The sequence below is a fragment of the Caballeronia sp. INDeC2 genome, assembly GCF_023631325.1.
GTDB lineage: Bacteria > Pseudomonadota > Gammaproteobacteria > Burkholderiales > Burkholderiaceae > Caballeronia.
This window is the reverse complement of record NZ_JALQDG010000021.1, coordinates 221,759-243,059: the sequence shown is the minus strand read 5'-3', so window position 1 is coordinate 243,059 and position 21,301 is coordinate 221,759. Positions and strand designations below refer to the sequence as shown.

Annotated in this window: 21 protein-coding genes; 9 read left to right on the top strand and 12 right to left on the bottom strand. The window is 63.5% G+C overall.

Annotated features, from left to right (window positions below):
* The 9 genes from NCS28_RS13920 to mgrA form a co-directional block, all read right to left on the bottom strand.
* The gene (locus tag NCS28_RS13920) at positions 1–801 is read right to left on the bottom strand and encodes an FAD binding domain-containing protein (protein WP_250514348.1); all 801 of its coding nucleotides are present in this window, start codon (positions 799–801) and stop codon (positions 1–3) included.
* Between the two features lie 12 nt (positions 802–813).
* Positions 814–3,195, bottom strand: coding sequence for a xanthine dehydrogenase family protein molybdopterin-binding subunit (locus NCS28_RS13915; protein ID WP_250514347.1), 2,382 nt, complete (start codon positions 3,193–3,195; stop codon positions 814–816).
* A gap of 55 nt (positions 3,196–3,250) precedes the next feature.
* A complete protein-coding gene (locus NCS28_RS13910; protein WP_250514346.1) occupies positions 3,251–3,727 on the bottom strand; it encodes a (2Fe-2S)-binding protein in 477 nt (158 codons plus the stop codon).
* Positions 3,728–4,005: 278 nt separating this feature from the next.
* The gene (gene bcaP / locus NCS28_RS13905) at positions 4,006–5,451 is read right to left on the bottom strand and encodes a branched-chain amino acid transporter BcaP (protein ID WP_284504846.1); all 1,446 of its coding nucleotides are present in this window, start codon (positions 5,449–5,451) and stop codon (positions 4,006–4,008) included.
* Positions 5,452–5,608: 157 nt separating this feature from the next.
* Positions 5,609–6,262 (bottom strand): response regulator transcription factor RqpR, encoded by a 654-nt coding sequence (gene rqpR / locus NCS28_RS13900; RefSeq protein ID WP_250514345.1) that lies wholly within the window; start codon positions 6,260–6,262, stop codon positions 5,609–5,611.
* Between the two features lie 11 nt (positions 6,263–6,273).
* Positions 6,274–7,146, bottom strand: coding sequence for a sensor histidine kinase (locus tag NCS28_RS13895; RefSeq protein WP_250514344.1), 873 nt, complete (start codon positions 7,144–7,146; stop codon positions 6,274–6,276).
* A 346-nt stretch (positions 7,147–7,492) separates the two neighbouring features.
* Positions 7,493–8,263 carry a ferredoxin--NADP reductase gene (locus NCS28_RS13890; RefSeq protein ID WP_250514343.1) on the bottom strand — a complete coding sequence of 257 codons (771 nt, stop codon included), beginning with the start codon at positions 8,261–8,263 and terminating at the stop codon, positions 7,493–7,495.
* 105 nt (positions 8,264–8,368) lie between these two features.
* The gene (locus NCS28_RS13885; protein ID WP_250514342.1) at positions 8,369–8,572 is read right to left on the bottom strand and encodes a hypothetical protein; all 204 of its coding nucleotides are present in this window, start codon (positions 8,570–8,572) and stop codon (positions 8,369–8,371) included.
* Between the two features lie 179 nt (positions 8,573–8,751).
* The gene (gene mgrA / locus NCS28_RS13880; protein ID WP_250514341.1) at positions 8,752–9,795 is read right to left on the bottom strand and encodes an L-glyceraldehyde 3-phosphate reductase; all 1,044 of its coding nucleotides are present in this window, start codon (positions 9,793–9,795) and stop codon (positions 8,752–8,754) included.
* Between the two features lie 232 nt (positions 9,796–10,027).
* On the opposite strand from mgrA, the gene NCS28_RS13875 reads away from it, so the two are divergent.
* Both NCS28_RS13875 and NCS28_RS13870 read left to right on the top strand, forming a co-directional pair.
* Positions 10,028–10,825, top strand: coding sequence for a mechanosensitive ion channel family protein (locus NCS28_RS13875; protein ID WP_250514340.1), 798 nt, complete (start codon positions 10,028–10,030; stop codon positions 10,823–10,825).
* Positions 10,826–10,889: 64 nt separating this feature from the next.
* The gene (locus NCS28_RS13870) at positions 10,890–11,096 is read left to right on the top strand and encodes a DUF3185 family protein (RefSeq protein ID WP_250514339.1); all 207 of its coding nucleotides are present in this window, start codon (positions 10,890–10,892) and stop codon (positions 11,094–11,096) included.
* 4 nt (positions 11,097–11,100) lie between these two features.
* Here the strand turns inward: NCS28_RS13870 and NCS28_RS13865 are convergent, their stop codons facing one another.
* Positions 11,101–11,877, bottom strand: coding sequence for a phytanoyl-CoA dioxygenase family protein (locus tag NCS28_RS13865; RefSeq protein WP_250514338.1), 777 nt, complete (start codon positions 11,875–11,877; stop codon positions 11,101–11,103).
* Positions 11,878–12,190: 313 nt separating this feature from the next.
* Between NCS28_RS13865 and NCS28_RS13860 the strand changes: the two genes are divergently transcribed.
* Complete coding sequence (locus NCS28_RS13860) at positions 12,191–12,541, top strand: hypothetical protein (RefSeq protein WP_250514337.1); 351 nt, start codon at positions 12,191–12,193, stop codon at positions 12,539–12,541.
* Positions 12,542–12,545: 4 nt separating this feature from the next.
* Here the strand turns inward: NCS28_RS13860 and NCS28_RS13855 are convergent, their stop codons facing one another.
* Positions 12,546–13,661 (bottom strand): alkene reductase, encoded by a 1,116-nt coding sequence (locus NCS28_RS13855; RefSeq protein WP_250514336.1) that lies wholly within the window; start codon positions 13,659–13,661, stop codon positions 12,546–12,548.
* A gap of 121 nt (positions 13,662–13,782) precedes the next feature.
* The gene (gene metK / locus NCS28_RS13850) at positions 13,783–14,970 is read right to left on the bottom strand and encodes a methionine adenosyltransferase (protein WP_035499461.1); all 1,188 of its coding nucleotides are present in this window, start codon (positions 14,968–14,970) and stop codon (positions 13,783–13,785) included.
* Between the two features lie 273 nt (positions 14,971–15,243).
* On the opposite strand from metK, the gene NCS28_RS13845 reads away from it, so the two are divergent.
* From NCS28_RS13845 to NCS28_RS13820, 6 genes are all read left to right on the top strand, one after another.
* On the top strand, positions 15,244–16,128 hold the full coding sequence (locus tag NCS28_RS13845; RefSeq protein WP_250514335.1) for a lipid A biosynthesis lauroyl acyltransferase: 885 nt from the start codon (positions 15,244–15,246) through the stop codon (positions 16,126–16,128).
* 50 nt (positions 16,129–16,178) lie between these two features.
* Entirely contained in the window at positions 16,179–17,051 is an 873-nt protein-coding gene (gene dapF, locus NCS28_RS13840) for a diaminopimelate epimerase (RefSeq protein WP_250514334.1), read from the top strand.
* A 15-nt stretch (positions 17,052–17,066) separates the two neighbouring features.
* Positions 17,067–17,786: a DUF484 family protein gene (locus tag NCS28_RS13835; RefSeq protein WP_250514333.1), complete on the top strand. Its 720-nt coding sequence runs from the start codon at positions 17,067–17,069 to the stop codon at positions 17,784–17,786.
* A gap of 146 nt (positions 17,787–17,932) precedes the next feature.
* On the top strand, positions 17,933–18,820 hold the full coding sequence (gene xerC, locus NCS28_RS13830; RefSeq protein ID WP_250514427.1) for a tyrosine recombinase XerC: 888 nt from the start codon (positions 17,933–17,935) through the stop codon (positions 18,818–18,820).
* 37 nt (positions 18,821–18,857) lie between these two features.
* Entirely contained in the window at positions 18,858–20,057 is a 1,200-nt protein-coding gene (locus tag NCS28_RS13825) for a class I SAM-dependent rRNA methyltransferase (RefSeq protein WP_250514332.1), read from the top strand.
* Positions 20,058–20,178: 121 nt separating this feature from the next.
* Positions 20,179–21,240 carry a CobW family GTP-binding protein gene (locus NCS28_RS13820; protein WP_250514331.1) on the top strand — a complete coding sequence of 354 codons (1,062 nt, stop codon included), beginning with the start codon at positions 20,179–20,181 and terminating at the stop codon, positions 21,238–21,240.
* The last annotated feature ends 61 nt before the right edge of the window (positions 21,241–21,301 follow it).

Here is a 21,301-nt window from a genome sequence, read left to right as displayed (position 1 = left end):
TCAGAAGGACATCGCGCGCTCGATCGCGCGGCCCGCGAGCACCGGAATCAGATGCGCACGATATTCGGCGCTCGCGTGCATGTCCGAGTTCAGTTCGTCGGGCAGGATCTTGACGCCGCGCGCCGCTGCCACCGAAAAGTCCTTCGACAACGCCGCTTCCAGCTCGGCCGGGCGAAACACCGAAGACGCCGCGCCCGTCACGCCGACGCGCACGCCGTCCCCGAACTTCGCGACGAACACGCCGACGAGCGCGAAGTGCGACGCGGGGTTGCGAAACTTCTCGTACGCCGCGCGCTCGGCGAGCGGAAACTCGACGGCCGTGATCAGCTCATCGGGTTCGAGCGCGGTCGTGTACATGTCGATGAAAAAATCGTCCGCGCCGATGCGCCTTCTGTCCGTCACGACGGTTGCGTTCAGCGCGAGCACGGCGGACGGATAGCACGCCGCCGGATCGTCGTTTGCGAGCGAGCCGCCGATCGTGCCGCGCTCGCGCACCTGTCGATCGCCGATGCGCCCCGCGAGATCCGCGAGGCCGGGCAGCGCTTTTTTCACGTCGGCGTTCGACGCGACCTCCGCATGACAAACCGCGCCGCCGATGGTGAGTTTGCCGCCATCGAGCGTGACGTTTTTCATCGACGCGATGCGCGTCACGTCGATCAGCGCCGATGGCTGCGCGAGGCGCAGGCGCATTGTCGGAAGAAGACTCTGGCCGCCCGCGAGAAACCGTGCGTCGCCGTTCGCGCCGAGCGCGCCGACCGCCGCCTTCGCTTCGTTCGGCCGTTGATAGTCGAATGAGTACATTTTTCGGTCTCCTCAGGCGTGTTGGGCATTGTGCATCGCGGTCCAGACGCGGTGCGGCGTCGCGGGCATCTGCAAGTCTTTCACGCCGAGCGGCGTGAGCGCATCGAGAATCGCGTTGATGACGGCCGGCGGCGAGCCGATCGCGCCCGCCTCGCCGCAACCCTTCACACCGAGCGGATTGTGCGTGCACGGCGTGCCCTTCGCGGTTTCCACGGTGAAGTTCGGCAGATCGATCGCGTGCGGCATCGCGTAATCCATGAACGAGCCGGACAACAACTGGCCGGTGCTGTCGTCGTAGACGCAGCGTTCGAGCATCGCCTGGCCGATACCCTGCCCCAGTCCGCCGTGCACTTGCCCTTCCACGATCATCGGGTTGATCACGTTGCCGAAGTCGTCGACGGCCGTGAATTTCTGGATGCGCGTCTCGCCCGTGTCCTGATCGACTTCGACTTCGCACACATACGCGCCCGACGGATACGTGAAGTTGGTCGGATCGTAGAACGCGTTTTCGTTGAGGCCCGGCTCCATCGTCTCGAGCGGGAAGTTGTGCGGCACGTACGCGGCGAGCGATACATCGGCGAACGACTTCGTGCGGTCCGTGCCCGCGACGCTGAATACGCCATTCTTGAATTCGATGTCCTCGGCCGCCGCTTCGAGCAGATGCGCGGCGATCTTCTTCGCCTTCGCTTCGACCTTGTCGAGCGCCTTCATGATCGCCGAGCCGCCGACGGAGATCGAGCGCGAGCCGTACGTGCCCATGCCGAACGGAATGCGGCCGGTATCGCCGTGAATGATCTCGACGTTCTCGATCGACATGCCGAGCCGGTCCGCGACGACTTGCGCGAAAGTCGTTTCGTGCCCTTGCCCGTGGCTGTGCGAGCCGGTAAAGACGGTGACCGAGCCGGTCGGATGAACGCGCACTTCGCCCGCTTCGAAGAGCCCCGCGCGCGCGCCCAGCGCCCCCGCCACATTCGACGGCGCGAGCCCGCACGCCTCGATGTAGCACGAGTAACCGATGCCGCGCAGCTTGCCGTTCTTCTGCGATTCTTCCTTGCGCGCCGCGAAGCCTTTCACGTCGGCGAGTTCGAGCGCGCGATCGAGACACGCGTCGTAATCGCCGGTGTCGTAGGTGAGACCGACCGGCGTCGCGTACGGAAACTCGCGAATGAAGTTGCGGCGGCGCAATTCGACCGGATCCATGTTTAGCTCGCGCGCCGCCGTTTCCACGAGACGCTCGACGACATACGTCGCTTCCGGACGGCCCGCACCGCGATAGGCATCGACGGGCACCGTGTTCGTGAAGACCGCTTTGACTTCGGCGTAGATCGCGGGCGTCGTGTATTGACCGGCGAGCAGCGTCGCGTAAAGCACGGTCGGAATCGACGATGCGAACGTCGACAGATACGCGCCCATGTTCGCCGTCGTGTGCACGCGCATGCCGATGAACTTGCCGTCCTTGTCCAGCGCGAGTTCGGCTTTGGTCACGTGATCGCGGCCGTGCGCGTCGGAGAGGAATGCTTCGGAACGCTCGGCGGTCCATTTGATCGGCCGCCCGACTTTCTTCGATGCCCACGTCAGCGCGACATCTTCCGGATACAGGAAGATTTTCGAGCCGAAGCCGCCGCCCACGTCCGGCGCGATCACGCGCAGCTTCGATTCCGGCAGTTGCAGCACGAACGCCGCCATCAGCAGACGCTCGACGTGCGGGTTCTGATTCGCGACATAGACCGTGTAGCTGTCGTCGTGCCTCGAATAGCTCGCGTTGACGGCGCGTGGCTCGATTGCGTTCGGCACGAGGCGCTGGTTCACGATATCGAGCGTCGTCACGTGCGCGGCCTGAGCGAACGCGGCGTCGGTTTTCGCCTTGTCGCCGTGGCCCCAGTTGTAGCAGACGTTGTTCGGCACGCTGTCGTGCACGAGCGGCTGGCCGGCATCCGATGCGCTCGCCGTATCGACGGTCGCGGGCAACTGGTCATAGTCGACCTCGATCAGTTCGAGCGCGTCCTTCGCCTCCTTCACCGATTCCGCGACGACGAGCGCGACCTGATCGCCCACGTGCAACACCTTGTCGTGCGCGATGACGGGATGCGGCGGCTCGTGCATCGGCGAGCCGTCGGTGCTGTGGATGAGCCAGCCGCACGGCAGGCCGCCGACGTTCTCGCCCGCCATATCCTTGCCGGTGAAAATGCCGATCACGCCCGGCGACTTCATCGCCGCCTCGATGTCGATACGCGCGATCTTCGCGTGCGCGTGCGGCGAACGCAGGAATACGCCGTAGCTTTGCTGCGGCATGACGACGTCGTCGGTGTACTGGCCCGCGCCCGTCAGGAAGCGATAGTCTTCCTTGCGCTTGACGCCGGCGCCGATCAGTTTCTGTTGCTCAGGGGCATTCATCGCGGTCTCCTTTTAAGGCGCGATTCATCTTTTCGGAAGGGAGATGGGCGTTGCGTCAGGCGCCGCTTTTCATGGCCTGTGCGCCCTGGAGAACCGCTTTCACGATGTTGTGATACCCCGTACAGCGACACAGATTGCCGTCGAGTTGTTCGCGCACATCTTCTTCGGAAAGTTCGGGCGATTGCGCAGCCAGCGCGCTCGCGCTCATCACCATGCCCGGCGTACAGAAGCCGCACTGCAAGCCGTGACATTCCTTGAAGGCCGCCTGCATCGGATGAAGCTGGCCGTCTTTCGCCATGCCTTCGATGGTCGTCACGCTCATGCCGTCCGCTTGCGCGGCGAGGATGTTGCACGACTTGATCGCGCGGCCCTCAAGATGAACGGTGCATGCGCCGCACTGCGCGGTGTCGCAGCCGACGTGCGTGCCGGTGAGCCTGAGTTGATCGCGGAGAAACTGGACGAGCAGAAGATGCGGTTCGACGGTGGCGGTCACGGATTTCCCGTTGACCGTCAGGCTGATGCTGAGCGCCATTTTCACTGTCTCCTTGGTCGATCAGAGCGGGCGCTTTCAGCGCCTTGCTTTGATCCCATGCAGTTTTGCTGCAGTGGGGTGGAAACCAGCCTTGCGTCACGCACCTGCCTACTGCCGCCGTGAGCGTTCAGCCGGATTGGGTGTTATGTGTTTGTGGCATTGAGTAAAACACAAATCGGCGGGGCTCGCTATCCGCGCGAACGTCCGTCCCAAATGCAAAGCGCCGCCTCTCGGGCGGCGCTTTCGCGAGCGATGATGTCGTTCAGTGCGTCACGGCTTCACGCGCCTTCCGCACGTTTGGCCGCCGACGCGACGGCGCGCGGCGCATCGAGTGGCGCGCGTCCGAGCAGCGAGTTGCGACGCGAATACAGGAAGTAGATCGCGAGGCCGATCACGAGCCACACCGCGAACGCGACCCACGTCATCGGCTGAAGATTCATCATCAGGAACAGGCACGATGCGACGGCGAGAAGGGGCACCACCGGCACGCCCGGGCAGCGGAACGCGCGCGGCAGGTCCGGATGCGTGCGGCGCAGAATCAGCACGGCGATGGAGACCATCGAGAACGCGGCCAGCGTGCCGATGTTGATCAACTCGGCGAGCACGTTGAGCGGCACGAGCGCGCCGATCAAACCGAAGAAGATGCCGACCAGCCACGTCGTGAAGAACGGCGTCGCGAAGCGCGGATGCACCTTCGACAGCCTTGCTGGCAAGAGGCCGTCGCGCGACATCGCGTAGATGATGCGCGTCTGGCCGTAGCTCATCACGAGGATCACGGTGAGCATGCCGAGCACGGCGCCGAGATCGATGAAACCCGCGACCCAGTTCTGGCCGGCCACCTGGAGCGCGAACGAAACCGGGTGCGGATTGTTGGCGAACTGCGCCGCCGGCACGATGCCCGTCACGACAGCCGCGACCGCCACGTACAGCACCGCGCACACCGCGAGCGACGAGATGATGCCGATGGGCAGATCGCGCTTCGGATTCTTCACTTCCTCCGCCGCCGACGACACCGAATCGAAGCCGATGAACGCGAAGAACATGACCGCCGCCGCACCGAACACGCCGGACCAGCCGTTCGGCATGAACGGATGCCAATTCGCCGGCTTGACATGGAACACGCCCACGGCGATCACAAGCAGCACGACCGTCACCTTGATCGCGACCATGATGTTGTTGATGCGCGTGGATTCCTTCACGCCGACCGAGAGCAGCGCCGTGATCGCCATCATCACGAGGAACGCGGGCAGGTTGAAAAACGTAACGTGGCCGGGCAGGGCGCCCGGGGCGGCGGAGAGCGCGGTCGGCAGCGAAATGCCGAACCCCGACAGCAGCGATTGCAGATAGCCCGACCAGCCGACCGACACCGCCGACGTCGCCAGCCCGTATTCGAGCATCAGATCCCAGCCGATGATCCACGCGGCAAGCTCGCCGAGCGTCGCATACGAATAGGTGTAGATGGAGCCGGCGACGGGAATCGTCGAGGAAAATTCGGCGTAGGCGAGGGCGGCGAAACAGCACGCGATCGCCGCGACGATAAACGAAATCATGAGCGCCGGACCGGCCTGCACGGCGCCGGTGCCGGTCAGCACGAAAATCCCCGTGCCGATGATGGCCCCGATGCCGAGGAAAGTCAGATCGAGGGCGCCGAGCGTCTTTTTGAGCGACGTGCTTTGCGCGCCGGCCAGCATGTGCTCGATGTTTTTCTTGCGGAACAACGACATTTCGATGAGTCTCCTTCTGGCGCGCGGGCGCCCTGCTGCGGGAAAACCCGATATTTTATCGGAGACTCAGAGATTGCCCGGTAATTAGGCACGGAAGGCGGTTTGCGTCGATTTTCTACAGATCGCTTTTTAGATTTATCTTGTTCAAGATAAATTTTTATCCCGCGATGGCCGGGTTCATATCGACGAGACGGTTGCTCATCACATAGAACGTGAGCTCGGCGTTGTTGGCGAGCTTCATCTTCTCCAACAACCGCGCGCGATAAACACTCACCGTTTTAACCGAAAGCGATAAAGCATCGGCGATGTCGGTCAGCCGTTTGCCCGACGCCAGCATGCAAAGCGTCTGGTATTCGCGGTCCGAAAGTTTCTCGTGCGGCAGGCGGTCGGTGTCGAGCGAAACGTAGGTCGCGAGCGCTTCGGCCATTTCGGGACTCACGTACTTGCGACCGGCCGCGACCTGCTGGATCGCGCCGATCATCAGCGCCGGGTCCGCCGTTTTCGACAAATAGCCCGACGCGCCCGCCTTCAGCGCGCGCACCGCGTATTGATCTTCCCGATACATCGAAAACATCAGCACCGGCAAACGCGGGTTTTCGCGCTTGAGACGCTTCAGCACGTCGATACCGTTGACGTCGGGCAGCGAGATATCGAGCATGGCGACATCGAGCGGACGGCGCGCGGCCAGCGCAAGCGCCTGCATGCCGGACTCCGCCTCCGACACTTCAGAAGCCACGCCGCGCTCCAGGAGCAATTGTGCGACGCCGCGGCGCACGATGGCGTGGTCGTCGGCGAGCAGGATTCGCAGCATCGCGGGCGGCCTCAGGCGCTGAACGGGAGCGGCGTGACGTGCGCGAAAAGACCGCCGCGTGCCGCCGTCCACGGCAGACGGGCGCGCACGCATGCGCCGACGGGCTTCGCCGCCGCAACGCGCAGACTGCCGCCGAGCGCCTCGCAGCGCGCGCGCATCCCCGAAAGGCCGAAGCGCCCGCTCTTGCGCCGCGCCGCCGCGCTGATGCCAACGCCGTCGTCGGTGACGGCGAGCGTCACGCCTTGGCTATCGAGCGAAACGGACACGCTCGCGCGCGCGGCCTGCGCGTGTCGCGCGACGTTGCCGAGCGCTTCCTGCATCACCCGAAAGAGCGCGAGCGACATATCGTGCGACATGCGATCGAGCCGCGCATCGTCGGGGCAGGAAAAGTCGACGGAAATCGCCGTGCGCGCGCCGAAGCTCGCGATCCACTCCGCGAGCGTGGCCGCGAAGTTCGCGTCAAAGGCCGGCGTCTGCAATCCTTCGACGATGCGATGACTCGTCTCGCAGACTTCCGCCAGCGCGGCGCGCGCCTGATGCAGCGCGTCGCCGAGCGCGGCGGGCGCATCCGCGGGCAGCCGGTGCTCGACGCGCGCGAGGGCCAGGTTGGCGACGGTGAGCGCCGCGCCGGTTTCGTCGTGAAGATCCTGTGCAAGCGCCTGGCGCGCGCGCTCTTCCGTGGAGGCGAGCAGCGCGGCGAGTTCCTGGACGCGGGCGGTGAGCCGCTGGATCTGACGATCGCCCTTGAGCTTGGCGTCGATCAGGGCGGAATAAGGCGAGGCAAACGATGCGCCGGAGCGTTCCGGCGCCGGCGACGCAACCGCGCGCAGCGGGGCGCGGCGAGTCGGGCTCTCATCGAGCGTGATCGTGGCCGACGGATTCATTCACTATCCTCGCGTTGAGCGCAACTGGAGCTACGTCCTCGGCACGCTCACGAGAGGCGTAACTAAATTTACACTCTGTAACATCCATGACAGACTGCGCGGTGGTGCGCGTCGTCTCAGCGTAAACGGATCATATCTCAAAAATATGATAAATCCATGTCGGACAAGGGCTCGACAAACGAACTTGATGTCATTTGCCAAGTCCGCTGCGCATAATGCGTAGGAAAAACACCTACTGACGACCGACAAATTTGTAACCACGCGGCCTGCGCGGCGCGTTGCGGTGAGGCGAAAAAAAAACCGGAGCGCATGGCTCCGGTCTCTGCGAAGGTGCTGTCGCGCCGATTCAGCCGACGAACGCTTTCTCCACGACATAATGGCCAGGATGATTGTTGCTGCCTTCCTGGAAGCCCATTGCGTCGAGCAACTCGCGCGTATCGCGCAGCATATGCGGGCTGCCGCAGAGCATCACGCGATCGTTCTCAATGGAGAACGGTTCGAGCGCGAGATCGGCGAACAGCTTCTTCGTTTCGATCAGATCGGTGATACGGCCGCGGTTCGCGAATTCCTCGCGCGTGACCGTCGGGTAATACACGAGCTTTTCGGAGACGATTTCGCCGATATGCTCGTGCGCCGGCAGATGCTCGGTGATGAAGTCCTTGTACGCGAGTTCGTCGACGAAACGGCAGGTGTGCGTCAGCACGATCTTCTCGTAGCGGTCGTACACGTCCGGATCCTTGATGATCGACATGAACGGCGCGAGGCCGGTGCCGGTCGACAGGAGCCACAGCGTCTTGCCGGGCAGCAGATTGTCGGCGACGAGCGTGCCCGTCGGCTTCTTGCCGATCAGCACCGAATCGCCGACCTTCAGATGTTGCAGGCGCGAGGTCAGCGGGCCGTCGGGAACCTTGATGCTCAGAAATTCGAGATGCTCTTCGTAGTTCGCGCTCGCGAGGCTGTAGGCGCGCAGAAGCGGCTTGCCTTCGACTTCGAGACCCACCATCGTGAACTGGCCGTTCTCGAAGCGGAACGAACTGTCGCGGGTGCAGGTGAAACTGAAAAGCGTGTCGGTCCAGTGGTGGACGCTCAGAACGGTTTGAGAATTAAGGTTGCTCATGGCTTCTTGAACTGTGCTCTAACTGTGCGAAAGCGGTGACGCTCTGACGCTCGCGGCTGAATTGCGGCCAATGCCACGCCGGGCCGGCGTCGAACATCAGGCGCGCTACGAGGCGCTGCGCTGCCCGAACAGGATGATCGAATGGTGAAGGTCGCCGATTGATCCGAAACCTGGAATTCGAAGACAGCGTTTCACGCCGCGCCATGCGTGAACGTCGCGCAAAAAACCAGACAGCCCGGCGCAATCGCCTATTTTAACCCGATAGTCGTTTCGCGGTCCGAACGTCGTTTCGGCGGCAAAGGCGCGCACGTTCTGCCTCGTGGGCGAACGCGCGTGCTGAAGAAGTGCACTTTCGGCTGGCCGCGCGGCCGGCGGCAACCGGCGACATTGGTGGCGATCGAAATCGCTGCCGAAAAGCCGCCGAGCCCGCATGATAGCAACGGACGCCGTCCTTATCCCGAAATACCCTTCTGGCGAAAGGTTGCGCGTCAGATGCGTTGATCCGTCGACGGCTTTTCCCACAGGTTGATGCCGCCTTCCTGCGCGTGTTGATCGATCTCCGCGAGTTCTTCCTTCGTGAACTCGAGGTTCTTCAGCGCGCCGACGTTCTCCGCGACCTGTTCCGCGCGGCTCGCGCCGATCAGCACCGACGTCACGCGCCCGCCGCGCAGCGCCCACGCGAGCGCCATCTGGGCGAGGCTCTGGCCGCGCTTCTGCGCGAGTTCGTTGAGCTTGCGCACGTGCGCGAGGTTCGCGTCGCTCAAATGCTCCTGCTTGAGCGACCCGCCGCCCGGTTTGTTCACGCGCGCGTCCTGCGGCACGCCGTTCAAGTATTTGCTCGTCAGAAGACCTTGTGCGAGCGGCGTGAACGCGATGCTACCGGCGCCGATATCGTCGAGCGTGTCGAGCAGTTCCTCTTCGATCCAGCGGTTCAGCATGTTGTACGACGGCTGATGGATCAAGAGCGGCACCTTGTGCTCCGCGAGCAGCTTCGCCATTTCACGCGTCTTCGTCGCGGAATACGACGAGATGCCGACATAGAGCGCCTTGCCCGAGTGCACGGCGGTCGCGAGCGCGCCGGCGGTTTCTTCGAGCGGCGTGTCGGCGTCGAAGCGGTGCGAGTAGAAGATGTCGACGTAATCTAGGCCCATGCGCTTCAGGCTCTGGTCGAGGCTCGCGAGCACGTACTTGCGCGAGCCGCCGCCCTGGCCATACGGACCGGGCCACATGTCCCAGCCCGCTTTCGACGAAATCAGCAATTCGTCGCGATACGGCCGGAAGTCGTCCTTGAAGATGCGCCCGAAGTTCGCCTCGGCGCTGCCGTACGGCGGGCCGTAGTTGTTGGCGAGATCGAAATGGGTGATGCCGAGATCGAACGCGGCGCGAAGAATTTCGCGCTGCGTGGAGATCGGCGTGGTATCGCCGAAGTTGTGCCACAAACCCAGCGACAACGCGGGCAGCTTCAGCCCGCTCTTGCCGCAGGTGCGGTATTGCATCTGCGTATATCGCTCGGATGCTGCTTCGTAGGCCATGTCGGATTCCTCTGGGGATTGCTGATTGAACGGGCGGCGACGGACACAAGAACAGTACGCGATGCGCACGCGCACGCGCCCTGTCGAGGGCGTCAATGGTAAGCCAATCGGCCTCAAGCGCGCACGACGCGCTTCGCGGTCCCGCTATTCGGCATCGGCTGAATGGCCAGCAAGGGGAACGATCCAGCGCGAATCCGGCCCAATGCAGATTCTTTTGCAAGGAGCTTCATTCATGGATTCGATCGACAGACTGCGCCCCGCCTACGATTCCGTCACCGCGATCGCGGTGACGTACGGCATCGACATCTTGCTGGCGGTCCTGATTCTCGCGGTCGGATGGTGGATTTCGAACGCCGTCGCGAACGCGATGCGCCGCGCGCTCGGCCGCACGAATGTCGACGCGACGCTCACCCCGGTGCTGGCCAGTCTGGCGATGTGGGCGATCCGCGTGGTCGCCATCGTCGCGGCGCTCGGCAAGTTCGGCATCGCCGCGGCCAGCATCCTGACCGTGCTCGGCGCCGCTGGCCTCGCCATCGGCCTCGCGCTGCAGGGAACGCTGCAGAATATCGCAGCCGGCCTGATGCTTCTGTTGCTGCGGCCGTTTCGCGTGGGCGATTACATCGAAGGCGTCGGCACGACGGCGGGCACCGTCAACGAAATCGGCCTTTTCACGACGCGTCTCACGAAAGCCGACGGCATCGTCATGTTCGTGCCTAACAGCCTGATCTGGGCGAATGCAATCACGAACTACAGCGCGAACGATCGCCGGCGCGTGGTCATCAACTTTCAGGCGCAGCACGGGCTGAAGGTCGAAACGGTGCTCGCGGAATTGCGCAAGCTGATGAGCGAAGACGCGCGCATCGTGCAGGACGGGCCGTCGGCGCCGTGGGTCGCGGTCACCGATTACACCGATACCGGCGTCAAGTACAACCTCGGCGCATGGACGAGCCGGAGCGATCACCAATACGTGATGGCCGATCTGCTGCGCAAGATCCAGCCGTACACGCGCGAAGAGGCGAAAGCCGCCTGAGCGGAGTGGACGCGCGCGCGCAGACCCGCTAACCTGACGCGCCCTCAAATCACGAGAACACGATATGACCCGAGCGATTTCCGTTGCGCTGCTTGTCGGCGGCGTCGTGCTGCTGTATTTCGGCGGCCAGTCGTTTCATTCGCCCTCCAACGACGTCGCACGCTTTTTCACTGGCTCGCCCACGAACAAGACCATCTGGCTGATCGCGGGCGGGATTGTTGCGACGCTCGCGGGGCTGATCGGTCTCGCGATGCCTTCTTCGAAGCGCTGACCGCTCAGACCAGCGGCACTTCCGGTTTCGACGCCGAACGAGTGCCGGGCAGCGCCACGTTGCTCGCGCCGCGATACGTGAAGACGAGCGAGAACTTCACCTGATCGGTGAGGTTCTTGCCCGCCGAATGCAGCGTGTTGCAGTGGAAGAAGACGACATCGCCCGCTTCCAGTTCCGGCGACACCGCCGTGCGGATCAGCGCCGCGTTCTCGGGCAGATCGGAACGGAAGAACTTGGCTTCGTCGAAGCGATCGGACGTGAACGGCAGCTTGTGCGACGTCGGCACGAACCACAGCGCGCCGTTATCCACCTTTTCGTCGCCGAGTGCGACCCAAGCGGACACCAGATCGTCGCGCTCGAACGCCCAGTAGCGCACGTCGCGATGCCAGCCCGTCAAGCTGCCGTACGCCGGGTGCTTCGTCATCATGCAGTTGTGATGCGCGCGCGACAGATACGGCGTTTCGCCGAAATACAGTTCCATCCAGCCGCGCACGTCGGGCGAGGTCGCGAACTCCGCGAAGAGCGGATGCCGCGAGTAGGCGTCGAGAAGACGGCGCACCGTATGACCGCCGGGTGCGTCCTTCGAATCGGGCGCGCCGGGATATTTCAAATCTGCCTCGAACTCCAGCGGCGCGGCGGCCTCGGCGAGCTGCTGGCGCGCCACTTCGCGCATCGCGTCGCAACGTTCTTTCGGCACGAGACTTTTGACGATCACGTAGCCTTTCTCGCGCAGCTCGCGCACCTGTTCTTTTTTCGATTTCAACGCGTTTTGATCTGACATTTCAGTTCTTGCCTCCAACGGCTTTCGAATTTATTCATGCCGTCGACGCTATATCCGGAATTGGGGCGAATACGACGATTGTAAATCCGGCAGCGCCGGAAGGCCCGCGCGGCAATGCATCGGCTGATTCTTATCAGCGGCCGCTTCGTAAAACGGCAGGGAAAACGCGGACTTACCCGGGTAATAAAGGTCTTGTACATTGAGCGCGTCATTTCGGTGCAACTAAGCAAACGCTGTTGAATCGAAACCTTGAACGCTATTTTTGAGACGACTATCGTCGAGTGTGCTTCCACGCAATCGACCATCCGCCGACATGAACCACCGAATCGCTATTGGCCTGACTCACGTTGCCTCGCGAGCGGCGCGCCCTGCCCGCCGCGGCATGATCCGCGCGCTGCGCCATCACTCCGCCCGCACTCAGGTGCTCGCCGAGCAATTGAAGAACGTGCATCCGGTCGATGGCATCCGGTCGTGGTTCCGCGGTTTCTTCTTCAATCTGCGCGTGCGCACCGCCTCGCGCCGAGTGTCGTTGCGAGCGCTGTTGCGGCGTCCGGTGCAGTTGCGCGCGCCCACGCCCAAGCCGAAGGCCGCCGCGTTGACGAGCCGCCGTCCGCGCCGCGTGTCGACGAGCAGCGCCGGCTGGTACGCATTCGCCGCGCGCTGACGGCTCAAGCGGGCTTGGCGTCGTCGAGCGCCGGGTAGTCGGTGTAGCCTTTTTCTCCGCCGCCGTAGAACGTCGCCTCGTCGGGCGTGTTGAGCGGCGCGTTTGCGGCGAAGCGCTCGACCAGATCCGGATTCGCGATATACGCGCGGCCGAAAGCCACGGCATCGGCCTCGCCTCGCTCGATACGCGCATTCGCTTCCTCCGCCGTGTACTCGCCGCAAACGATGATCGCGCCGTCGTAAGCCTCGCGCAGCGCGCGGCGATAGTCTTCCGAAAGCGGCGCGCCGCCTGCCCAGTCGCCTTCTGCCAGATGCAGATACGCGATGCCGATGCGCTTCAACTCCTGCGCCAGATACAGCGAAGAAGCCTCGCCTTCGTCGTCCTGCAAGTCGAATCCCGTGAAGTTCGGCGAAATGCGGATGCCCACGCGATTCGCGCCCATTACGCCGGCCACGGCCTCCAGCACATCGACGACCAGTCGCACGCGATCTTCGATTGCGCCGCCGTAGTCGTCCGTGCGCCGGTTGGTGCCCGTTGCCATGAACTGATGCAACAGATAGCCATTGGCCGCGTGCACTTCGATCATGTCGAAGCCGGCACGTTTGGCGCGCTGCGCGGCATCGACGAATTGCAGCACGATGCCCGGCAGCTCGTCGGCTTCGAGCGCGCGGGGCTCGTCGGCGTCGGTCATGCCAAAAGAGCCGTCTTCGTGTCTGATGAACACCTGCGTATCGCGCGCGCGAACTGCGGACGGCGCGACGGGCGCTGTGCCGTCTTCCTGAAGCGATCGATGCGATATTCGCCCCACATGCCAAAGCTGCGACGCAATGCGTCCGTGCCGGGCGTGCACCGCGCCCACGACGGACTTCCAGCCGGCTTCCTGCGCGTCCGAATAGATGCCGGGCGTCGCGAAATAGCCCTGACCTTGCCGCGAAACCTGCGTCGCCTCGGTGACGATAAGTCCCGCGCTCGCGCGCTGCGCGTAATAGTGCACGTTCATTTCGGATGGCACATCGCCCGGTTGCGACGCGCGGTTGCGTGTGAGCGGCGCCATCACGACGCGATTCGGCAACGCCAGATTGCCGATGGTGACGGGCGAAAGAAGCGAGTCGTACGGCATGGCGGTTCCATTGGCGGCGATTGTGTTGCCGCAAAAAGTCGCAAGAACCGCGCCGTGAGGGCAAAAAAAACGGCGAGCGCAATGCTCGCCGTCTCTCGTGCCGCCCGTTCTACGAATGGCGTTACGCCACGCTCGCGACCGGTTCCGTGCCGGCAGCTTCGGCCAGGATGAGCGCCTTGTCCGCGGCTTCCCACGAGAATTCCGGCTCTTCGCGGCCGAAATGGCCGTATGCCGCCGTCTTTTCGTAGATCGGGCGCAGCAGATCGAGCATCTGGATGATGCCCTTCGGACGCAGATCGAAATGCTCCTGAACGAGCTTCGTGATCTCGGCGTCGGACACGCGGCCCGTGCCGAACGTATTCACCATCACGGAGGTCGGACGCGCGACGCCGATCGCGTACGACACCTGAATCAGCGCACGCGATGCGAGACCTGCCGCGACGATGTTCTTCGCGACATAACGGCCCGCGTAAGCCGCCGAGCGGTCGACCTTCGACGGATCCTTGCCCGAGAACGCGCCGCCGCCGTGCGGAGCCGCGCCGCCGTACGTATCGACGATGATCTTGCGGCCCGTGAGACCGCAGTCGCCTTGCGGACCGCCGATGACGAAACGGCCCGTCGGGTTCACCAGGAACTTGATGTCGCCCTTGATGAGCTCTTTCGGCAGCGTCGGCTTGATGACTTCCTCGATGACCGCTTCGCGCAGCTGCGACAGATCGATGTCCGGCGAGTGCTGCGTCGAGAGCACGACGGTATCGATGGAATGCGCCTTGCCGTCGACGTAACGCACGGTGACTTGCGACTTCGCGTCCGGACGCAGCCAGGGCAGACGGCCGTCGCGGCGCAGATCGGCCTGACGCTCGACGAGGCGGTGCGAAAGGTGGATCGGCAGCGGCATCAGTTCGGGCGTTTCGTCGCACGCGTAGCCGAACATCAGGCCTTGGTCGCCGGCGCCTTGATCGAGGTTGTCGTCGTGCGCCTTGTTCACGCCTTGTGCGATATCCGGCGATTGCTTGTCATACGCGACGAGCACCGCGCAGCCGCGATAGTCGATGCCGAAGTCCGTATTGTCATAGCCGATGCGCTTGATGGTGTCGCGCGCGACCTGGATGTAATCGACGTTGGCGGTGGTCGTGATTTCGCCCGCGAGGACGACGAGACCGGTGTTGCAGAGCGTTTCCGCCGCGACGCGCGAATATTTGTCCTGCGACAGGATGGCGTCGAGGATGGCGTCGGAGATTTGATCGGCGACCTTGTCCGGGTGGCCTTCGGAAACGGATTCGGAAGTAAAGAGATAGTCGTTTGACACGCTTCAGACTCCATTCGAGTACGGTTGATATTCACGTAGCCGTCTTCGTTTGGAGTCTGAAGCGGCGACGCTTTAGCGGATGTTTTCCAGGCCGGCGACTTTCAGAAGTTAAGAAGTCTCCGACCCGCTTCGCCCCGCAAGTTGTCCATTAACTCGGCGAAGGTTTTATTATACCGGTTTCCCTTGTTTTCACAGAGCCGAACGCTTGTCGCTATCCGCCACGCATCAATCAGCCGCACGTCGCGGCAGTCAGTCCGCTCGCCGGAGCCGCTCATGCTAGGGCGCATCGGTGTGGCGCTCGCCATCGGCTTTCTCAAGTTCCTGGCGCTCATTCCCTACGGCATCACCGCGCGTTTCGGCGACGGCCTCGGCTGGCTGCTCTATCAGATTCCGAGCCGGCGCAAGCGCATCGTGCACACGAATCTGAAGCTGTGCTTCCCCGAGTGGTCCGGCGAAAAGCGCGAGGACATCGCGCAGAAGCATTTCCGGCACGCGATCCGCAGTTATGTCGAGCGCAGCGTGCAATGGTTCGGCTCGGCGAAAAAGCTCGAAACGCTGATCCAGGTTGAGAGCGCCGTCGATCTCACCGATCCCGATCTGCCGCCCACGCTTTTTCTCGGCCTGCATTTCGTCGGCATCGAAGCGGGATCCATTTTTCTGAACTATTCGCTGCATCGTCGATGCGGATCGCTGTATCAGCCGTTTTCGAATCCGCAGATCGAAGAGCTCGCCAAGACTCAGCGCGCCCGTTTCGGCGCGGACATGGCGAGCCGCGCCGACAGCGCGCGCATCGTGCTGCGCTGGCTGCGCGACCGCAAACCGGTGATGCTCGGCGCGGACATGGACTACGGCATGCGCAACTCCACGTTCGTGCCGTTCTTCGGCATTCCGACCTGCACGCTGACGGCCGTCGGCCGGCTCGCCAAGACGGGCCGCGCGCAGGTCGTGCCGTTCATCGGCGAGGTGCTGCCGGACTATAAGGGTTATCGGCTGAAGATCTTCGAGCCGTGGGACAACTACCCGACCGGCGACGACGAAGCCGACGCGCGCCGCATGAACGCGTTCCTGGAAGAGCAGATTCCGCACATGCCCGAGCAGTACTACTGGGTGCACAAGCGCTTCAAGACGCGTCCGCCAGGCGAGCCGGGCTTTTACTGAAGCGTGCGCGGCGCGAAACGCCGCACTGACGGGTCACATACAATAGCGCCATGAAACTTAAATTCACCAAGATGCAAGGCGCGGGTAACGACTTCGTCGTGCTCGACGGCTACACGCGGGCGCTCGATCTGACCGCGCAGCAAGTGCGCGCGCTCGCGAACCGCCATTTCGGCGTGGGCGCGGACCAGTTGCTGCTCGTGGAAAAGCCGACCGTCGAGGGCGTCGACTTCAAGTACCGCATCTTCAATTGCGATGGCGGCGAAGTCGAGCATTGCGGCAACGGCGCGCGCTGCTTCGTGAAGTTCGTGCGCGACCGCGGGCTGACCGACGCATCCACCGTGCGCGTGCAGGTGCAGAACGGCATCGTCACGCTGACGATGCAGGAGAACGGCGAAGTCGTCGTCGATATGAGCACGCCGGTATTCGATCCGCCCCGCGTTCCGTTCGACGCGCAAGGGCTCGAAGGCCGCAAGGAAGGAAACGACACGCTCTGGCCGCTCGACGTGAACGGTGAGACGCGCCTGATCTCCGTCGTGTCGATGGGCAATCCGCACGCGGTGCAGATCGTCGACGATGTCGAGGCGTATCCCGTCCTGAGCGAAGGTCCGCTCGTCGAGCGCCACGCGCGCTTTCCGAAGCGCGTCAACGCGGGTTTCATGCAGATCGTCGATCGCCACTCGGGGAAGCTGCGCGTCTACGAGCGCGGCGCGGGCGAAACGCTCGCATGCGGCACGGGCGCGTGCGCGGCGGTGGCCGCCGGCATCCGCCGCGGCGTGCTCGACACACCGGTGCGCGTCGAAACGCATGGCGGCACGCTCACGATAAGCTGGGACGGCGCGCGCGACGAATCCGCCGCGCTCTTCATGGCAGGCCCCGCCGCGACCGTTTTCGAGGGCGAAATCGAGCTCGATCGCATCGTTTAACGCACACACGTCACCATGAATCCACGCGAAGTCGCCGACTATCTGCTCGACAACCCCGATTTCTTCGCCGAGCACGCGGAACTGCTCGGCACCATCCGGCTCTCGAATCCGCACGGCAAGGCCGCCGTGTCGCTTCAGGAACGCCAGATGGAAATGCTGCGCGACAAGAACAAGCAACTCGAACGGCGTCTCGCCGAGCTGCTGCGCTACGGCCACGAAAACGACAGCATTTCGACCAAGTTCAACCGCTGGACCGTGCGCGTGATTTCGCAGCGCGATCCGTACGCGCTGCCCGCGACGATCAGCAAGGGCTTGTGCGAAGTCTTCGACGTGCCGCACGCCGCGCTGCGCGTCTGGGATATCGACGAAGCGTATCGCCAGGCCGATTTCGCGCGCCAGGTCGGCGAGGAAGTGCGCCTGTTCACGAGCGGTCTCGCGGCGCCGTACTGCGGCGCGAACACGGGCTTCGCGGCGGCGCAGTGGCTCGGCGCGGCGAACTCGGCATCGGCGACGGTTCCGCCAGACGACGGCCCGCCCGATACCGACCGCAAGATCGAATCCGTGTCGTTGATCGCGCTGCGCGATCCGCAAGCCGGACCGGATGCGCCGAGCTTCGGCCTGCTCGTGATGGGCTCGCCCGATCCGCGCCGTTTCCACGACGGCATGGCGACGGACTTCCTCACGCAGATCGGCGCGCTCGCGAGCGCCGCGCTGTCCCGCTTGCTGCCGCACTGACCGTGAACGCCGCCGACGCCCCGAAGGAAGTCCCCTTGGGGGACGCCCCGAAGGAAGTCCCCTTGGGGGACGCCCCGAAGGAAGTCCCCTCGGGGGATTGCGCGCAGGAAGCCACCGAAGGCGGCGTAATCGCCGACTATCTTGCGATGCTGGAGCATCAGCGGCATCTGTCCGAGCACACGCTGCGCGGCTACACGCACGAGTTGAGCGAGCTGCGCGCGCTCGCCAAGGGCCGTCCGCTCGAATCGCTGACCGCCGCCGATATTCGCGGCGCGGTCGTGCGTGCGCACGCGGGCGGGCTGTCGTCGCGCTCGATCGCGCATCGGCTGTCGGCGTGGCGCGCGTTTTATCGATGGCTCGCCGAGCGTGTCGACATGCCCGCGAATCCCGTTGCGACCGTGCGCGCGCCGAAACGCGAAAAGACGCTGCCAAAAGCGCTTTCCGTCGATGACGCCAGCCGCCTCATGGACGCGCCGCAAGCCGGCACGACCGAAGCGCTGCGCGATCACGCGATCCTCGAACTCTTCTACTCGTCGGGCCTGCGGCTCGCGGAACTCGTCGGATTGGACGTGCGCCACGTCGATACGAAGGAACATACGTCGCAGGGCTGGATCGATCTGGAGAGCGCGGAAGTCACGGTGCTGGGCAAGGGAAAGCGCATGCGCAAGGTGCCCGTCGGCAGAAAGGCGATCGAAGCATTGCGCGCCTGGATCGATGTGCGCGGCGAGTTCGTCAAGCTCGATCCGCACGCGCTCTTTCTCTCCGTTCGTGGCAATCGCATGTCGCCCGGCGTGGTGCGCGAGCGAGTGAAGCGGCTCGCGCTGCTGGCTGGCATTCCGTCGAACGTGCATCCGCACGTACTGCGGCATTCGTTCGCCACGCATGTCCTGCAATCGAGCGGCGATCTGCGCGCGGTGCAGGAACTGCTCGGCCACGCGAGCATCACGGCCACGCAGGTTTATACGTCGCTCGATTTTCAGCATCTCGCCCGCGTCTACGATGCGGCGCACCCGCGCGCAAAGAAGCGCGATTGATCCCGACAGCGCCTTGCGCGCTGCACTCGTCACTGCAATGAACACCATTACGCTCAAACCGGCGAAGGACAAATCGCTCGTCCGCCGCCATCCGTGGATTTACGCGAACGCCATCGCGCGCATCGACGGCAATCCCGCGCCTGGCGCCACCGTCACCGTGCGCGCCGCCGATGGGCGCTTTCTCGCGCGCGCGTCGTACAGCCCGCACTCGCAGATCCGCGCGCGCGTCTGGACCTTCGACGAGAGCGAGCCCGTCGATCACGCGTTCTTCAAGCGCCGCGTGCAGCGCGCAGTCGCGCATCGGCAGACGATGGTGAAGGACACCGGCGCCACGCGCCTCATCTTCGGTGAAGCGGACGGCTTGCCGGGACTCATCGTCGATTACTACGTCGCGGATGTTGGCACGCACGCGCAGCTCGTCTGCCAGTTCATGGCGACGGGCGTCGAGGCGTGGAAGGAAGCGATTGTGCAGGCGCTGATCGCCGCGACCGGCTGCCCGAACGTCTACGAGCGCTCGGACGTGTCGATCCGCCAGAAGGAAGGCCTCGAACAGACGACCGGCGTGCTCGCCGGCGACGCGCCGCCCGAGACGCTCATCACGAACGAATGCGGCGTGCGCTATCACGTCGACGTGCGCAATGGCCACAAGACGGGCTTCTATGTCGATCAGCGCGACAACCGCGTGCTCGTCGCGCAGAACGCGCAAGGCCGCGAAGTGCTGAACTGTTTTTGCTACACCGGCGGCTTTTCTCTTGCCGCGTTGCGAGGCGGGGCGACGCGCGTGGTGTCCGTCGATTCGTCCGGCGAAGCGCTCGCGCTCGCGCGCGCAAACGTCGAGGCAAACGGCTTCGACGCGGAAAAAGCCGAATGGCTCGACGCCGACGCGTTCAAGACGCTGCGCCGTCTCTACGACGAAGGCCAGCGCTTCGATCTGATCGTGCTCGATCCGCCGAAGTTCGCGCCGTCGAAGGAAACCGTCGATCGCGCCGCGCGCGCGTACAAGGACATCAACCTGAGCGGATTCAAGCTGCTGCGTCCGGGCGGGCTGCTCTTCACGTATTCGTGCTCCGGTGCGATCGATTCGGACCTCTTCCAGAAGATCGTCGCGGGCGCGGCCGCCGACGCGCGTGTCGATGCGCGGATCCTGAAACGTCTGGGCGCGGGCGTCGATCATCCGCTTTTGACGGCGTTCCCGGAAGGCGAATACCTGAAAGGGCTGCTGTTGCAAATCGCCTGATCGACCTAATCTAGGCGCGATCCATTGCGGCACGAAGCACGGAAGCGTCGGCTCGGCAAATATGTTTCAATAGTCGATTCAGTGCGATCTACGTATTACAGACAAGGACACAGGCGACACCATGATCCCCGTAACCATCCTGACCGGCTTTCTGGGCAGCGGCAAAACCACGCTGCTCAAGCGCATCCTGAACGAGAAGCACGGCATGAAGATCGCCGTGATCGAGAACGAATTCGGCGAAGAGAACATCGACAACGAAATTCTCGTGCAGGAAACGAACGAGCAGATCATCCAGATGAGCAACGGCTGCATCTGTTGCACGATTCGCGGCGATCTGGCGCGCGCGCTCGAAGATCTCGCGAACCGTAAGAAGGCGGGCACGCTCGACTTCGACCGCGTCGTGATCGAGACCACCGGTCTCGCAAATCCGGGTCCGGTCGCGCAGACTTTCTTCATGGATAACACCGTCGCCGACGAATTCCTGCTCGACGCGATCATCACGCTCGTCGACGCGAAGCACGCGAATTCGCAGCTCGATCAGCACGAAGTGGTGCAGCGTCAGGTCGGTTTCGCGGATCGCCTCTTCATCACGAAGTCCGATCTCGTCTCCGCCGACGAACTCGAAGCGCTGAAGCATCGCCTGCTGCACATGAATCCGCGCGCGGCCATCAAGGTTGTGAATTTCGGCGATGCCGACATCAAGGAAATCTTCGACCTGCGCGGCTTCAATCTGAATTCGAAGCTCGAAATCGATCCGGATTTCCTCGCGGAAGACGATCATGATCACGCGCACGACCACGCGCATGACGACGATCACGATCATTCGACCTGCGGTCATGATCACGAGCACGGACATCATCATCACCATCACGCGCACCACGACGACAAGATCAAGTCGTTCGTGTATCGCAGCGACAAGCCGTTCGATCCGAACCGCCTCGAAGATTTCCTCGGCGGCATTCTGCAGATTTATGGCGAGCGCCTGCTGCGCTATAAAGGCGTGCTCTATATGAAGGGCGTCGATCGCAAGGTCGTCTTCCAGGGCGTGCATCAGATGATGGGCAGCGACCTCGCCGGCAAGTGGATGCCGATCGAGAAGAAGAACAGCAAGATGGTGTTCATCGGCATCGAGCTGCCGAAGGATTTGATCACCGACGGCCTAGACGCCTGCCTCGTGAAGTGATCTGGCACGCATCTCGCTCAGATCGTGCAATTCACGCGAGGCGAGAACATGCGCCGAAATT

Coding starts and splice junctions, on each gene's coding strand:
- NCS28_RS13920 (WP_250514348.1), bottom strand. CDS start 801: ATGTACTCATTCGACTATCAACGGCCGAACGAAGCGAAGGCGGCGGTC.
- NCS28_RS13915 (WP_250514347.1), bottom strand. CDS start 3,195: ATGAATGCCCCTGAGCAACAGAAACTGATCGGCGCCGGCGTCAAGCGC.
- NCS28_RS13910 (WP_250514346.1), bottom strand. CDS start 3,727: ATGGCGCTCAGCATCAGCCTGACGGTCAACGGGAAATCCGTGACCGCC.
- bcaP (WP_284504846.1), bottom strand. CDS start 5,451: ATGTCGTTGTTCCGCAAGAAAAACATCGAGCACATGCTGGCCGGCGCG.
- rqpR (WP_250514345.1), bottom strand. CDS start 6,262: ATGCTGCGAATCCTGCTCGCCGACGACCACGCCATCGTGCGCCGCGGC.
- NCS28_RS13895 (WP_250514344.1), bottom strand. CDS start 7,146: ATGAATCCGTCGGCCACGATCACGCTCGATGAGAGCCCGACTCGCCGC.
- NCS28_RS13890 (WP_250514343.1), bottom strand. CDS start 8,263: ATGAGCAACCTTAATTCTCAAACCGTTCTGAGCGTCCACCACTGGACC.
- mgrA (WP_250514341.1), bottom strand. CDS start 9,795: ATGGCCTACGAAGCAGCATCCGAGCGATATACGCAGATGCAATACCGC.
- NCS28_RS13875 (WP_250514340.1), top strand. CDS start 10,028: ATGGATTCGATCGACAGACTGCGCCCCGCCTACGATTCCGTCACCGCG.
- NCS28_RS13870 (WP_250514339.1), top strand. CDS start 10,890: ATGACCCGAGCGATTTCCGTTGCGCTGCTTGTCGGCGGCGTCGTGCTG.
- NCS28_RS13865 (WP_250514338.1), bottom strand. CDS start 11,877: ATGTCAGATCAAAACGCGTTGAAATCGAAAAAAGAACAGGTGCGCGAG.
- NCS28_RS13860 (WP_250514337.1), top strand. CDS start 12,191: ATGAACCACCGAATCGCTATTGGCCTGACTCACGTTGCCTCGCGAGCG.
- NCS28_RS13855 (WP_250514336.1), bottom strand. CDS start 13,661: ATGCCGTACGACTCGCTTCTTTCGCCCGTCACCATCGGCAATCTGGCG.
- NCS28_RS13845 (WP_250514335.1), top strand. CDS start 15,244: ATGCTAGGGCGCATCGGTGTGGCGCTCGCCATCGGCTTTCTCAAGTTC.
- dapF (WP_250514334.1), top strand. CDS start 16,179: ATGAAACTTAAATTCACCAAGATGCAAGGCGCGGGTAACGACTTCGTC.
- NCS28_RS13835 (WP_250514333.1), top strand. CDS start 17,067: ATGAATCCACGCGAAGTCGCCGACTATCTGCTCGACAACCCCGATTTC.
- xerC (WP_250514427.1), top strand. CDS start 17,933: ATGCTGGAGCATCAGCGGCATCTGTCCGAGCACACGCTGCGCGGCTAC.
- NCS28_RS13825 (WP_250514332.1), top strand. CDS start 18,858: ATGAACACCATTACGCTCAAACCGGCGAAGGACAAATCGCTCGTCCGC.
- NCS28_RS13820 (WP_250514331.1), top strand. CDS start 20,179: ATGATCCCCGTAACCATCCTGACCGGCTTTCTGGGCAGCGGCAAAACC.